Genomic DNA, 13,960 nt, shown 5'->3' with positions numbered 1-13,960 from the left:
GATGCTCTCTCAAGCGCGGCAAGTCATGCAGAAACAGACTCAAGATGAAAGTCGTCTCATCTGAAAGGCCGGTGTTGCATTAAAACGCTTTCTCAAGGACCAGTAGCGTATCTCCTCCCTGTGTATCTGTCCGGATGCGGAGCGTACTCTCCTTACCAAGGAAGGCATCGTGCAGCAGTAGGGAAATGAAGTTGCCCAGTGCGGCACCGGCAAGAACATCAGAGGGGTAATGTGCCCCCGCTTCGACGCGCGCCCACGCGGTCAGAACGGCAAATGAGGTTTCGACCGTCTGTGCGGCGTATTTCCACCCCTGTGTCAGCGGCAGCCGGTCGATATTGCGGTTGGCCATCGCCGCATAGGCGAAAGCCGCCGAGCTGTGGCCCGAAGGAAAACTCCGCGTATTGGTCCCGTTGGGACGTTCCCGTTCGCTCTTCTTTTTAAGCCATCCTGTCACGCGATCCGTGGCGACCACCCCGGCATACTCGACCACGATACGCTCGGCCAGCGGCAGCCAGTACTCTTCCCCGTCATAAACCATAAACGTGGTGGCCAGCATCCCGTAACGCGCATAATCCCGGAAATCATCGCTCATCTCGTTAGCTCTCTTTTCCGATCCAAAAACAGGTGCCTCTTCCCGCGCCCAGTCGGATATCTTATCATCAAAGCCCCCCGCAGCAACAGCCACGGCACCCGCTGCCGGAATCCACGTCACCGGATCTGTCGCCGCATTCAGCGCCGCTTCGCGCCACCGCTCCCCGCCCGGCCAGTACGAACCGTGCGTTGAGCACCCGCTATACAGCAAAATAGAAACGATACAGATCGGTAGGATTTTGAGCATCACACTTCCTTACAAGAACTATTATAATCAAATACGTCTCGATGTTATGCTGACAGCGTGAACATAAAGCGTGTTCTTACCTGAAACGATAGTATTTTTGTTATTTTCCAAATACTCTGTTGGGGATTTTTATGTGCAGCCAAGGATGATTATCTTGTTTTGAGAATGAAGAGGATCACAACGTTGCCGTTGTGATCTATTTTAACCTGGTAGTGGAGAGGACCTTTGAAATTGCCGGATTCTGTTTATGCGAACTTCAACAAGCCGAAAGCACGCTGTCCGTTCTCTATCTGCAGCTGCCGCCGCGACCTTTGTTCGGAAGCATATGCCCCTTGATCATGTTCTCTTTGATCTTCTTTTCGACCATATGAGCAGTAAATTCGCGTGTAAATACCTTACGTTGCTCTTTGTCGAGGATGGCGTAGATATCTTCAAATAATTTCGCTTTGGCATTGATAATCGCTTCGGGTGTACTCAGCATGATCTCTCGGAATACCTTCTTGTCGAAAGCGTTTCCTTTGAAAGCGTCAAGCGGCATGGAACGCACCATCATGATCTCCATCTTCTCCTGCTTGAAAGCGTTGATAGCGTCGGTCACCTTCTCTGCCTGCTCGCTGTTTATACCGCTTTTGCTCACGGCCGCGATTACCTTTCGGACAAAATGTCTTTTCCCTTCACCATGCTGTCCCTGGCCCTTCATACCATGGCTCTGTTTGCCTTCGCCGCAAGAAGCGTTGCCGCCCTGGCTGCATGCCATTGCGCTTCCGGCGACCAGGGTGGAAACAAGCACGGTTGCGATCAGAATACGTCTATACATCTTTTTCTCCTAAAGTAGATTGTCTTTAATCATACTCCACTATGATAAACAGAGCAAAAGCAATTGCTCTTCAGCGGATGGTTCTCTTCTCTACCCTCTCTGAACTTTCACCTCCGGCGGAATATAGTTAACCGTTTCGACCGTGATGTTTTTGACTGCCGCCTGCAGAGGGTAGTCACGTATAAACTCCACCACATCGTAGGCGATCGCCTTGGATTTTGAACAGTCAATGATCACTTTCGCGTTTTCGGGAATCGCCTCGAGTGTCTTGATGATGCTCGCTTTATTGAAAAAGGAGACCTCCTCCGCCAGTACGATATGGTGGACATCCCGCCCCTCATCGTTGGTCACGATATCTTTCATATAGTAGGAGTTGCGGTAACTGTGGTGCAGCGTGAAGATAATGCTGGCGACCAGACCGAAAAGCACCCCGGTCAACAGGTCTGTTACCAGCATCATCACGATCGTCACTGTGAACGGGATGAACTGCTCCCACCCCTGACGGTACATCCACTTGAACAGAGAAGGTTTTGCCAGTTTGTAGCCAACCATGAACAAAATGGCCGAAAGCGATGCCAGCGGAATCATGTTCAGCAGCGAGGCGATGGATACAACGCTGATCAGCAGAAAAAAGCCGTGCATTATCGTCGAAAGTTTTGTTTTTGCCCCGAAGGAGATGTTGGCAGAACTTCGGACCACCACCTGCGTGATCGGCAGCCCTCCGATCATTCCCGAGACCATATTGCCCAGCCCCTGCGCCTTAAGCTCACGGTTGGTCGGGGTCACCCGTTTATGTGGGTCGAGTTTGTCCGCCGCCTCGACGGAGAGCAGCGTCTCCAGACTTGCCACGATGGCCAGCACCACGGCGATCTTGTATACCTCAGGATTGCTCAGCTGCGAGAAATCCGGGAAACTGAACTGGCTGATGAATTCGCCCAGACTCGAGACGACCGGCAGCGTAACAATCTGCTCCGGTGTCAGTGTGAAATCCAGCCATCCGTTTTGGAACATATAGTTCATCGCGATCCCGAAAAAGACGACAACGATCGGTCCCTGAAGGATCTCGAAAAGACGGCTCTTTTTTGTCAATACCTTCTCCCAGAGGATCAGGATCGCCAAAGAGGCCAGAGAGATGATGATGGCGCCAGGAGTGAAGAGCTGAAATGCAGTGGAAATGGCAGTAAAAGTGTTCTCGCCGCCTGCCTGCAGAAAGGCCTCGTCTCCGAGGAAACTCGTATCGTAGCCGAGTGCATGGGGGATCTGTTTCAGGATGATCAGCAGACCGATACCCGTCAACAGCCCCGTAATGACCGATGTCGGGAAGAAGTAGGCGATAAACCCCGCCTTCATATACCCCATCGCGATCTGGAAAAGGCCTGCCAGTACCAGTGCTGCCAGAAATGCCTCCCATGAACCCAGAGTCGCGATCCCGCCGAAGACAATGACCGCGAGCCCTGCAGCCGGACCGCTGACGCCGAGTCGCGAACCGCTCGCCATGCCGACGACAATACCGCCGACGATACCGGCGATGATGCCCGAAAAAAGCGGCGCACCCGAGGCCAGTGCAATCCCAAGGCACAGCGGCAAGGCGACGAAAAAGACAATGATACTCGCCGGAAGATCGCTCTTGATCTCCTTGAAAACGCTATTGATCATTTTTCACCTCGCTGAGCGACTTGAAAGCATACTCGTCCGGGTCGTAATACTCGATAGCACCGCTCTCCATGTCATAAATCCAGCCGTGAATATGCAGATTTCCTTCGTCAAGCCGCTGCTTGACATAAGGATAGGTGAGAAGATTTTCGATCTGAGAGACGACGGAGAGCTTTTCGGTGAGCCGCAGTAGCTCCTCTTTCGGGGCCGTCTTTCCCAGTGCCAGGATCGATAGCGCCTTTGCCTTGCTGCCCAATGTGAGCCATTTCTTTGTATGGATGAAGGGTTTCTCGTCAATTTCGCTGTAGAGAGAGGCGATGGCACCGCAATGTGTATGGCCGCAGATAATGATCTCCGAGACCTCCAGCGCGGTGACCGCGTATTCGATCCCCGCCGCGGTCGAATGGTAATCTTCATCCGGGTTGTAGGGAGCGACAAAATTGCCCACATTTCTCAGTACAAAGAGCTCTCCAGGTTCGGTCTGCGTAATAAGATTGGGGATGACCCTGGAATCGGCGCACCCTATAAAGAGCGCACTGGGATTTTGCCCGTGTTCGACCAGGTCCATCAACTCTTTTTCGTGTTTTTTAAAATAACTTTTTTTGAACATCTCATTGCCCACAAGCAGACTGCTTTTTTTTATCATTGGTATCTACCTTTTAAAATAGTATTTTATATAGTGTTTTATATGTGATCGTCCGATCAATACTCTGTACATCTTTGACTGAAATCAAGATGTAATGTGCCTTGCACGCAGTGGCATCAGCAGATACGGTATCTTCGGAACGTTAAAGAATTATGCGGTGAGTTTAGTGTTGCGGCGGTTTATTCAGTGCGAGTTTTTCCTCATTCGAATAGTGAAATGAGACACGCTGAAAAGAGGAGAGTACATCTTTATCGAAATACTGGGGTCTGACGACAAAATGCTTGGACTCGTCGGATGGGTTGGGTTCTTCCGCATCACACGACTCTGAAGCGTCTATGACCATTTCAACTGACTGCGTGACAGGCAGTTCGCCATCGGCAAGCATAGAACTTCCAAGTGCAGAGAAACTCATGGCAAATACAAGCATGATTATCATCAAATATTTCATAGCGAAATGGTAGCCTGCCAAAGTTAACGGCCGGTATCTTTATCCCCTGGTTTTTTGCTGTCTCCGTAAGATTCTTCGGGCACAGCCATGGCAGCTGCCGGGATACATATATACGGCATCCCATTCCCCTCAGATCTAAAGACTGCGATGAGAGAGAAGTAAAATCTTACATCGTTCCTTTTTAGTGTTACAATATAGCATCTATCACATCAGCGAGTTGTCATGGGCATTGAAGCACTCCTTTTCTCCACACTCTTTTTATTGTTCATCGTCTCCTTGACTGTTGGGCTCTCAAAAAAACTGGGACTGGGTTCTATCCTGGGACTTCTGGTGGCCGGGGTGATCGTAGGCCCCTATACTCCTGGACCTTACCTGACCAGTGAAGTAGGGACCCTACGCCACTTCGCAGAGATCGGGGTGGTACTGCTGCTCTTTTTGATCGGACTGGAGATGAAGCCCAGCAAACTTTGGACCATGCGAAGAGACGTTTTCGGGTTCGGGAGTCTGCAGATCCTCCTTTCGGGAGCAGTTATCGGGGTGTATCTCTCTTTTGTGATGCCGCTTACACCCGGCGTCGCCTTCCTGATCGGTCTGACGCTGGCCCTCTCTTCAACGGCATTTGTAATCCAGATACTCCAGGAGCGCGGCGAAATAGCCAGCCGCTACGGCAGCAGCGCCTTTGCGGTGCTGCTGATGCAGGATCTGGCCGTTGTTCCGCTGCTGGCCGTCGTCCCGCTGCTCTCCGGAAGCGGAACACCACTGGAGAGTGTTTCGTTCTGGAAACAGCTGCTCTTTGTCCTGGGGATGATCGCTTCCGTGTTCGTCATCGGCAAATATTTTGTACCGTTTCTGCTCGAACGTTTTGCCAAAGACCACAACAAAGAAGCTTTCGTCTTCACCGTAATGTTTTCGGTGGTCTTCGCCGCCTGGTCGATGGAGTATTCGGGACTTTCTATGGCACTGGGGGCATTTTTAATGGGGATGACACTCTCTGACTCCAAATACAGCCTCCAGATCGCGGCCCACATCGAACCCTATAAGGGGGCCTTGATGAGCCTCTTTTTTGTAGCGGTGGGAATGTCCCTTGACCTGGACATCGTTCTGGATCACCCCGCCATCATCGCGCAGCATGTTTTTTTGATCATGCTTTTCAAGATCGTAGTACTCTTTATTCTTGCCCTGGTGTTCGGCCACAGCAGGAACAATGCCGTTCAGATCTCCTTTCTTCTCGCACAGAGCGGAGAATTTGGCTTTGTCCTCTTCAGCGCCGCCCTGGCACTGGGGGTGATCGGTGCAGAGGTCTTTGCCGTTGGCATCGCTGTGATCTCAATCACAATGCTCTTGACCCCTTTCTCTATCAAGGTAGGCGAGCTGTTCGTTTCCAGTGCCCAGGGAGTGAGTGATCCGATCGGAGGTGAACTTCCCGAAGATGAGAAGTTTGAAGGGGTGGTCATCGCCGGGTACGGGCGGGTCGGCCAGATGATAGGCAACATTCTCGAAGGAAGCCAGATCCCCTATATCGCCTACGACAGCGACTACGAAACGGTCGCCGCAGAACGCCGTAAAGGCAAGCCTGTCTATTATGGGGATATGAGCGACGCCGACTTCATCGGGGCGATCAAACTTGCCAAATCAAAGCTGGTCGTGGTCACAGTAGATACACCGTTGCACGCCATCCGGGTCGTTTCTCATATCAAAAACACCTATCCGGGAGTAAAAGTCTTTGCCCGTGCCAAAGATATGAAGACGAAGAAGCTGCTCATCAAGAACGGCGCGAACTGGGCCATGCCCGAAGCGATGGAGGGGAGTCTGAGAATGGGTGCCGAAACACTGATGGCGATGAACGTGCCAGAAGAAAAAGTCACAGATCTTCTGGCCGCACTCCGAAAAGATGACTACAGCATCCTCGAATCACAGGATGAATAAGCCAACAGTTACGTCTTCATGTTTATAACACTCAGGAGAAATATGAGAGGTTCTTCTATTTCTGAAAATACTCTTTTGTCAGCATAAAGACCACCGGACTGAGCAGTGCCAATGCTATGAGGTTCGGCACCGCCATCAGGGCATTGAGTGTGTCCGCCATCAGCCAGATGAATTTCAGGTTCATCACCGATCCTACGGGGATGACGAGTATCCAGAGCAGTCTAAAAGGGATGATCGCTTTTTGGCCAAAAAGAAAATAGACGCTCTTTTCACCGTAAAAACTCCACCCCACCAGGGTCGTGAAAGCGAAGACGATGAGTCCCAGCGTCACCACATATTCACCGCCATACGGCAAAACTGTAGAGAAGGCAAGCATCGAAAGTGCGGCACCGCTCTCACCGGAGAGGTAGGCACCCGAAAGCACGATGGCCAGCCCCGTGATCGTACAGATGATGATGGTGTCGATAAAAGTCCCCATCATCGCGACAAGTCCCTGCCTTACCGGAGAGTCAGTCTTTGCCGCGGCGTGTGCGATCGGAGCCGAGCCCAGCCCAGCCTCGTTGGAGAAGATGCCGCGCGCCACACCGAACTGAAGTGCCGCCCAGACGCTTGCGCCCGCAAAGCCGCCGGCCGCCGCTGTCGGGGTAAAGGCAGAGGTTACGATCAGCACGAGGGCTTCGGGGATCGCAGTGAGGTTAAGCAGCAGGATCAGCAGACCGCTTGCAAAGTAAGCGATGGCCATGAAGGGGACAACCGCGCCGGCAACATGGGCAATACGTTTGATCCCGCCGATAAGCACCAGTCCCACCAGGATAGAGAGCACAATGCCGGTATAAAGTTCAGGGATTCCGAATGAGGACTCCATGACATCTGAGACGGAGTTAGCCTGAATAGTGTTTCCGATGCCGAACCCGGCGACCGATGCAAACACTGCAAAAAGAACGCCCAGCCATTTCCACTTTTCGCCCAGACCGTTCTTGATATAGAACATCGGGCCGCCGACGTGGTTGCCCTTTTCATCGACTTCACGATAGTTGACCGCCAGTACAGCTTCGGCGTACTTGGTCGCCATTCCCAGCAGCGCGGCCACCCACATCCAGAACATCGCACCCGGACCGCCCATGAAGATCGCGGTTGCGACACCGGCGATATTACCGGTTCCTATCGTCGCCGAGAGCGAGGTCATCAGGGCATTGAACGGCGATATCTCGCCCTCATCCCTCTCCTCTTTTCGCCCCTGCCAGATGAGTCTAAACCCCTCAGGGATCAAACGTACAGGTAGAAAATGAAGCCCCAAAGAGAGATAGAGCCCGGTCCCAAGGATGAGCACCAGCATCACCGGCCCCCAGACAAAACCGTTAACGGCACCTATCATCGCATATATCGCTTCCATATCATTCCTGTTTACGGGTCTCATACCCCGGTTTATGTGAAATTATTATACCTATTTTATAATTTATGCTCATCTTCAACGGCTTCAAGGCAGTTCTAATGGGCTTTGGTGGTGAGCCTGTGCTATGATTCACTACTACTTTTTACAGAGGACGGCATCACTTGAAAGCACTGACAATCAACCCCGAGACAAAAGAGATCGAAGCGATCGAGATCGAGATGAAGGCCAACACGGTCTACAGTTTTTTCAACTCCATACTCATTGACGAACTCCCTACGCTCAATCAGCACATCATCTACAGTGATGCCAATGCACTTTCACAGAAAAAAGAGCCTTTTTTCCTCGGCGAACAGCTCATACTCGGCAATGCACTCATTGTCGGCCAAAGGGGCATGGAAGAGATTGATGCCAGCATTCCGGCAGAGGAGCTTGAATCGCTTATCGATTATGAGGTCAATGATTTTTACAGACAAACGCTTGCACTGCTTTCACAAAGCGATATCAACCTCTATCGCAGTTTTGTACTACAGAAAGAGGGTGAAGCCATCCCGCTCAACATCGAATGGGTCCTCTACACGTTCAACATGGCGGACGAGAGGACAAAAGAGTACTTCCTGAACGAACTGAAACAAACACTTGAGGCCGGCGAAGACATGCTGGAGAAGCTCAAAAAGATGGGCCAGCTGGCTCTCAATGCGGCGCAGTAATTTGGAAAAATGATGAACAAGGTCTACATCACCGACCTCGACCACACCTTCTTAAGAAGCGACCTGAGCGTCAGCGACTTTACCCGAAAGATCTGGAACGCCAAAGCGAAGGAGTCCACCCTTTCCATCGCCACCGCCAGAAGTTTCTACGCCGCCATGAAATACCTTCCCGGCCTGACCTTCAACGCCCCGATGATCCTGCTTGACGGCACGCTGATCGCGACACCCGAACGAAAGATCATTGACGCCAAGTTTATCGACACCGCCGCTGCGAACGATCTCATCGCCGAAGCGATCCGCTTCGACAACATCCACCCCTTTGTCATCGGCCTCAAAAACGACAACCTCGACGAGAGCTTCGACTTTCCCCGCACAAAAACACCCACGCAGGAGAAGGTGCTTCTCAACTACAGGGACGATATCAGTCTGAGGGAGTTTGACCATATCGTTGCCAAAGAGCGGACCTTCAAGGTGGTCTATATGGCCTCAAAAGAGCGGCTGGTCGCCCTGACCGAACACCTAAAAGGGATCTACGGTGACACCTTCCACTTCAAACTCTCTCCGGAGAACTACACCGGCGACTACTTCCTCACCATCCTTCACCCCCTCGGCGACAAGGCCCATGCCCTCAAAAAGGTGTGCGACGTTCTCGGCCGTCCGCTCGAGGATGTCACCGTTTTCGGCGACAGCATCAACGATATCGGGATGTTCAGGCTTGCCGGGATGTCGGCAGCGGTGGCCAACGCGCTCGCAGAGACCAAGGCCGTCGCCAAGACCGTCCTGCCACACAGCAACGACGAGGATGCCGTGGCACACTACCTGAAATCAACAATGAAGTGAGAACACATGCCTGCAGACGTAAAACAATCCAGCCTGATTCCGATGCTGATCATCGGCACCCTCTTCTTTATCTTCGGTTTTGTCACCTGGCTTAACGGCTCGCTGATCCCCTTTCTGAAGGTCATCTGCGACCTTAACGACTTCCAGGCCCTTTTTGTCACCTTCGCCTTCTACATCGCCTACACAACGATGGCCTACCCGATGTCCTTTATTCTGACCAAAACAGGCTATAAAAAGGGGATGGCGATCGGCCTGGGCATCATGGCCGTCGGTGCCCTGCTTTTCATCCCTGCCGCCTTCAGCGCCGACTTCCTCATCTTTTTGGCGGCGCTCTTCACCCTCGGCAGCGGGCTGACCATCCTGCAGACGGCATCGAACCCCTACATCGTCCTGATCGGTCCGACCGAGAGCGCGGCGATGCGTATCAGCATCATGGGGGTGGTCAACAAGGGAGCCGGCATCATCGCACCGCTGGTCTTCACCGCGCTGATCTTCAGCGACCTGAGCCTCTTTTCGAAAGAAGTGCTCTCCGGCGCCGAGATAGAGCTGCTGGCTTCCAAGCTGATCGTCCCCTACCTTGTCATGGCGGCGATCCTGACCGGTCTTATCTTCCTGGTCCTCTTCTCCTCCCTGCCCGAGATCGAGTTCAACGAGGCAGAGGAAGATGAAGCGAAAACACATATCTTTCACTACCCCCAGGTCGTTCTCGGCGCCGTGGCACTCTTCGCCTACGTCGGTGTCGAGGTCGTCGCGGGTGACACGATCGGCCTCTTCGGGCAGACCCTGGGCGTCGCCAACTTCACCGCACTCACCTCCTACACGATGGTTTTCATGGTGATGGGTTATCTCGTCGGTGTCGCTGCCATTCCCAAATATCTGAGCCAGGAGAGAGCACTGATCTACTCCGCTGTCGGAGGAACACTGACCATTGTCGCCCTGCTTTTCAGCTCTTCCGAGAGCAGCGCCATCTCTAATGTACTGTGGGGCTGGAGCGGTATCGCCACCATTCCCGACCCGGTCGCACTGGTGGCGCTGCTCGGGCTCTCGCATGCCCTGGTCTGGCCCGCCATCTGGCCCCTTGCGCTTCAAGGCCTTGGGAAATTCACCGCCCAGGGGAGTGCCCTGCTCATCATGAGCATCGCCGGCGGGGCACTGATCCCCCTGGTCTTCGGTCAGGCGACAGAGCTCGGCGGCGACATGCAGTTCGCCTATGCCGTCACCCTGCCGTGCTACCTCTTCATCTTCTTCTACGCCCTCAAAGGGCATAAGATCAAGCGCTGGCAACGCTAAAAAGCTACAGCTAATTTAGATAATAATCTTGAAACTTCTGACTGCTGTTTTTGAGAGGAAGTAAGTGTTTTTATCGCATACACTCTTACTTTTTTTTGCCGCAAAAAAAGTAACAAATAAGCTCTCGTGACGGCTTCGAGGTGAGAACCGTAAAGTAAAAGCCAACTGCTTGGCTTTTATAGGTTCGAAACCAAAGGTGTTGTCGCTATGCGACCACCGAAGGCTGCTTGTCGACTGCCTTCCTTCCATTCGTTCCCTTCCTAAAAATCCCTAACTCGCTACGCTCAAACAGAGTGATTTTTTTAACGCAAGTCCACTCCTTGCAGTCAGCTCTGCAGATGCCACGATAAAAGCAAAACGGTAACGCATCTTATTGAGACTAAAAGCTGATGCTTTTCAATTCGGCTGCGCCTCATAGTGTCGAACTTTCAACTCCCTAGACGGTTTAAAATTTCTTAGAAGTTTGTGTCCCCTGTACGTCAGAACATTTATTCCGGCAGTAGTGACGGAATGCCAACTGTTAACAGTTTAAAGTTCTAGCAGTAACGATATCCGTCAGGTTCTTGCACTTTCTTTTTTCGTTAGGTTTTTCTTTGTGCACACAAAGAAAAACCTAACAACACTACTAGCAAAAAACATTTAAACTACATAACTCATCAAAAACCGTCTCTCGCATCACCTATGACGTAGAGGATTTGGAGAGAATAAACCGGGCACCTCTTTCATAACCGGCATCGTATTGGATGAGACATTGGTTGCGCCGGCAGAGATTTTTCGTGATGGCCAACCCCAGCCCGAAACCGCTATGTACACGGTTCTTGCTGCTGTCGACAGTGTAGAACGGCTCAAATATTTTGCTGTGATGCACCGGCTCTATCCCTATGCCGGAGTCTTCGACTATGATTTCGGCGTCTTGGCTGTAGATCTTTATCTCTTCGGATTGTGCATATTTGAGTGCGTTTTGCAAAAGGTTTATCAAGACCTTCTTCAGATCGATGACATTGAAAGCAAAAGAAATAGACGGATCAACAGCATTGACAATAGGTGCATCCAGAAGAGCAATGACCTCATCGGCTATGGGCTGCACCAGTATCGCGTCATTAACGCGACTTTCTTTCTCCCTGGAGTGTTGATAAGTAAGAATATCATTACACAGCTCATTGATATAGTTATTTTCGTTCTTCAGCTTTTCATACACAGCCGGCAATCTTTCACTGGGGACCAGGTTGTCTTCGAGCTCTTCGATGTAGCCGTTGGCGATCATCAGCGGTGTTCTTACATCGTGCGAAAAGGTAAGCAGCATCATGCTCAACTCTTCGTTTCTTGCTTTCAGCGAGCCTAACAGCGTGCTGATCTCCTGACTCAAACGGTTGCTTACATCGTTGATGGTCGCCAGTTCTTTGATCGCACTGCCGGAGAGATCGGTGCCGTATTCCCCCTCTGCGATCTTTTCCAGACGCTCGGCGATGGCATTGATGTGGCGCGCGAACAACCCTCCGGTGACAGCACTGATCAGAATGACGACAGGGGTTGTCAGCACAACAGTGAGCACGATTTTGGAGCCCATTTTGTACCCGATCGGCTCTTCGATGATCAGAAAGGTCATAAAGGCGGTGATCGAGGCGATAAAGAGCCCGGCTGTGCCGTAAACCAGAATCAGAAAAGATTTAATCCGCATTGATCACGTACCCTTTACCGCGTACTGTCTCTATGAGATCTTTTTGATCGAACGGCTGAAGTTTTTTGCGGATATGGGCGACATGGCTGTCAATACCCCGCTCACTGATGTCACCCTGGCCGTGTTCATAGATAAGCGCTGCGAGATCGAGGCGTGAGAAGGGCGAACGCCTGTTTTCGAACAGGGTGCTGAAAATGAGATATTCACTGGGGGTCAGTTGCAACACATGCCCGTTTATACGCAAGCGGAAAAAATCATCTTCCAGGGAGATCTCGTTGTGCCGGACGAGATGCTGGTAGGTATTGCATCGGCGGAAAAGCGCCATGATCTCAGATGCGAGGACCCTGGGAGAGAAAGGTTTGTGGATATAACTGTCGGCGCCCATCTCATACGCTTCGATCTTCTGCGATTCAGCGGTCAGTGCCGATATGATAAAAATAAATGTTTCGGGGGCATGCTTGTGCAGATGGCGGCAGACTTCGAGACCGTTTACTCTGGGAAGCATGATATCCAGTATGACGAGGTCATAGCGGTTACCAACTATAAAGTCCATCGCCTCCCGGCCATCAAGTGCATAGTCAACGACAAACAGCTCCGGATCGAGTCGGTTTTTGATCAGACGGACGATCTCATATTCGTCTTCGACAATCAAGATCCTTTTTTTCATGCTTCACCTTTATGCCGTTATATTATAATAAATTTGATTCAACAAAGTTCACTCTGAAAAAAGTTATATAAAGTCTACAGGCTGATTGTGGAGATAACGTTAAGAATAGGTTTATGAAGTTTTGAACTATAAAAAAGAGGTTCGTTCACACAATCTCCATATTGGTCTTATAGACTGTTTCTGTGTAAAAAACATATCTGGAGGTGTACACATGTACGCAAAAAACGTTTTAATGTTGTTGGCAAGTGCTGTTATCGGGTTTGGTGCCGCTGCGGCAGATGAGACCGGATCTTTCGATAAAGCGATGGAGACTTTAAAGATGCTGCAGAACGGACTCCCCTTCAACCTGATAAAAGATTTCCAGGAGTATAAGATCGTAGCAACGCATTATAGAACAGACAAGAAAGAGCTCCGCTATATCCTGGCCAACACGGAAGCCTTTGAGGCACTGAAGAACAATCGGTTACCGCTTCCGGAAGGGAGCAAGGTTGTCAAGATCGGATGGAATGTCAAGGCGATGGGAAATTTTCCCGATGCCTTGGAAGCCGATGAAGTACAGCGCATCGAATATATGGTCAAAGACAGCAAGAACTATCCCGCAGACGGCTGGGGATATGCGCGTTTCGTTAAAACAGACGGGGGCTACAGGAGCTGGGACAAAGGGACGCAAGGCTGCGTAAGCTGTCATGCAGCGGCAAGCGACAATGATTTTCTCTTCACCCGGTATCAAAAGCTTCACTAAGCAGTTCACATTCAAACCTGCCCGGACAGATAGTCTACCTATTATAGGCACACAAATCGTAAATTTTTAAACCTTCTTGTTTTGAATGTCTTTGTATCGATAGTGTGTCACTTTTTTTCTTTTGCCTGCCCAAAACAAGGGTACCGCTTTTGCGTAGTAAAATGTTTCTCTGAAAAGAAAAAAGTAACCAAAAAAAGAAAAGGGCAATACCCTTCGGCACTATTAGCTGAATGAAAATAGCAGCTTCCAGCCTTCGTACATTTCGGCACAACTGCCGAAATTATCCCTCTACGCACTAAAGCCAAAACTTTCCGG

13 protein-coding genes are annotated in these 13,960 nt (G+C 51.0%); 5 read left to right on the top strand and 8 right to left on the bottom strand.

Features of this window, described 5'->3' with window-relative positions:
- Window positions 1–79: 79 nt before the first annotated feature.
- From WCY20_RS06355 to WCY20_RS06335, 5 genes are all read right to left on the bottom strand, one after another.
- Entirely contained in the window at window positions 80–838 is a 759-nt protein-coding gene (locus tag WCY20_RS06355; RefSeq protein WP_345977917.1) for a phosphatase PAP2 family protein, read from the bottom strand.
- Between the two features lie 286 nt (window positions 839–1,124).
- Window positions 1,125–1,655: a hypothetical protein gene (locus WCY20_RS06350; protein WP_345977915.1), complete on the bottom strand. Its 531-nt coding sequence runs from the start codon at window positions 1,653–1,655 to the stop codon at window positions 1,125–1,127.
- A 90-nt stretch (window positions 1,656–1,745) separates the two neighbouring features.
- Window positions 1,746–3,311: a SulP family inorganic anion transporter gene (locus WCY20_RS06345; RefSeq protein WP_345977913.1), complete on the bottom strand. Its 1,566-nt coding sequence runs from the start codon at window positions 3,309–3,311 to the stop codon at window positions 1,746–1,748.
- Window positions 3,301–3,954 carry a carbonic anhydrase gene (locus WCY20_RS06340; RefSeq protein WP_345977911.1) on the bottom strand — a complete coding sequence of 218 codons (654 nt, stop codon included), beginning with the start codon at window positions 3,952–3,954 and terminating at the stop codon, window positions 3,301–3,303. Before WCY20_RS06340 ends, WCY20_RS06345 begins: the two co-directional genes overlap by 11 nt.
- A 163-nt stretch (window positions 3,955–4,117) precedes the next feature.
- Complete coding sequence (locus tag WCY20_RS06335) at window positions 4,118–4,390, bottom strand: hypothetical protein (RefSeq protein WP_345977910.1); 273 nt, start codon at window positions 4,388–4,390, stop codon at window positions 4,118–4,120.
- Between the two features lie 234 nt (window positions 4,391–4,624).
- Here WCY20_RS06335 and WCY20_RS06330 point away from each other — a divergent pair, with 234 nt between their 5' ends.
- A complete protein-coding gene (locus WCY20_RS06330; protein WP_345977908.1) occupies window positions 4,625–6,328 on the top strand; it encodes a cation:proton antiporter in 1,704 nt (567 codons plus the stop codon).
- 55 nt (window positions 6,329–6,383) lie between these two features.
- Here the strand turns inward: WCY20_RS06330 and WCY20_RS06325 are convergent, their stop codons facing one another.
- On the bottom strand, window positions 6,384–7,721 hold the full coding sequence (locus WCY20_RS06325; protein WP_345977907.1) for a sodium:alanine symporter family protein: 1,338 nt from the start codon (window positions 7,719–7,721) through the stop codon (window positions 6,384–6,386).
- Window positions 7,722–7,882: 161 nt separating this feature from the next.
- Here WCY20_RS06325 and WCY20_RS06320 point away from each other — a divergent pair, with 161 nt between their 5' ends.
- From WCY20_RS06320 to WCY20_RS06310, 3 genes are read left to right on the top strand one after another with little or no spacing between them, the layout of a single operon-like run.
- Window positions 7,883–8,428, top strand: a complete 546-nt coding sequence (locus WCY20_RS06320; RefSeq protein ID WP_345977905.1) for a hypothetical protein — start codon at window positions 7,883–7,885, stop codon at window positions 8,426–8,428.
- Window positions 8,429–8,437: 9 nt separating this feature from the next.
- Entirely contained in the window at window positions 8,438–9,268 is an 831-nt protein-coding gene (locus tag WCY20_RS06315; RefSeq protein WP_345977904.1) for an HAD-IIB family hydrolase, read from the top strand.
- A 6-nt stretch (window positions 9,269–9,274) separates the two neighbouring features.
- Window positions 9,275–10,558 (top strand): sugar MFS transporter, encoded by a 1,284-nt coding sequence (locus WCY20_RS06310; RefSeq protein ID WP_345977902.1) that lies wholly within the window; start codon window positions 9,275–9,277, stop codon window positions 10,556–10,558.
- Window positions 10,559–11,237: 679 nt separating this feature from the next.
- Here the strand turns inward: WCY20_RS06310 and WCY20_RS06305 are convergent.
- Together WCY20_RS06305 and WCY20_RS06300 are read right to left on the bottom strand one after the other, a co-directional pair.
- Entirely contained in the window at window positions 11,238–12,236 is a 999-nt protein-coding gene (locus tag WCY20_RS06305) for a HAMP domain-containing sensor histidine kinase (protein ID WP_345977901.1), read from the bottom strand.
- Window positions 12,226–12,903 carry a response regulator transcription factor gene (locus tag WCY20_RS06300; RefSeq protein ID WP_345977899.1) on the bottom strand — a complete coding sequence of 226 codons (678 nt, stop codon included), beginning with the start codon at window positions 12,901–12,903 and terminating at the stop codon, window positions 12,226–12,228. The genes WCY20_RS06305 and WCY20_RS06300 overlap by 11 nt, the downstream gene beginning before the upstream one ends.
- Before the next feature lie 211 nt (window positions 12,904–13,114).
- Between WCY20_RS06300 and WCY20_RS06295 the strand changes: the two genes are divergently transcribed.
- Window positions 13,115–13,645, top strand: coding sequence for a cytochrome P460 family protein (locus WCY20_RS06295; RefSeq protein ID WP_345977897.1), 531 nt, complete (start codon window positions 13,115–13,117; stop codon window positions 13,643–13,645).
- Window positions 13,646–13,960: the final 315 nt, after the last annotated feature.

Source organism: Sulfurimonas sp. HSL3-7 (assembly GCF_039645985.1).
Lineage (GTDB): Bacteria > Campylobacterota > Campylobacteria > Campylobacterales > Sulfurimonadaceae > Sulfonitrofixus > Sulfonitrofixus jiaomeiensis.
Note: the sequence above shows the minus strand (reverse complement) of the source record. Positions and strands in the feature narration are given on the sequence as shown.

Bases quoted from the DNA above. Each gene is read 5' to 3' on its own strand.
- WCY20_RS06355 (WP_345977917.1), bottom strand. From the start codon at position 838: ATGCTCAAAATCCTACCGATCTGTATCGTTTCTATTTTGCTGTATAGC.
- WCY20_RS06350 (WP_345977915.1), bottom strand. From the start codon at position 1,655: ATGTATAGACGTATTCTGATCGCAACCGTGCTTGTTTCCACCCTGGTC.
- WCY20_RS06345 (WP_345977913.1), bottom strand. From the start codon at position 3,311: ATGATCAATAGCGTTTTCAAGGAGATCAAGAGCGATCTTCCGGCGAGT.
- WCY20_RS06340 (WP_345977911.1), bottom strand. From the start codon at position 3,954: ATGATAAAAAAAAGCAGTCTGCTTGTGGGCAATGAGATGTTCAAAAAA.
- WCY20_RS06335 (WP_345977910.1), bottom strand. From the start codon at position 4,390: ATGATAATCATGCTTGTATTTGCCATGAGTTTCTCTGCACTTGGAAGT.
- WCY20_RS06330 (WP_345977908.1), top strand. From the start codon at position 4,625: ATGGGCATTGAAGCACTCCTTTTCTCCACACTCTTTTTATTGTTCATC.
- WCY20_RS06325 (WP_345977907.1), bottom strand. From the start codon at position 7,721: ATGGAAGCGATATATGCGATGATAGGTGCCGTTAACGGTTTTGTCTGG.
- WCY20_RS06315 (WP_345977904.1), top strand. From the start codon at position 8,438: ATGATGAACAAGGTCTACATCACCGACCTCGACCACACCTTCTTAAGA.
- WCY20_RS06310 (WP_345977902.1), top strand. From the start codon at position 9,275: ATGCCTGCAGACGTAAAACAATCCAGCCTGATTCCGATGCTGATCATC.
- WCY20_RS06305 (WP_345977901.1), bottom strand. From the start codon at position 12,236: ATGCGGATTAAATCTTTTCTGATTCTGGTTTACGGCACAGCCGGGCTC.
- WCY20_RS06300 (WP_345977899.1), bottom strand. From the start codon at position 12,903: ATGAAAAAAAGGATCTTGATTGTCGAAGACGAATATGAGATCGTCCGT.
- WCY20_RS06295 (WP_345977897.1), top strand. From the start codon at position 13,115: ATGTACGCAAAAAACGTTTTAATGTTGTTGGCAAGTGCTGTTATCGGG.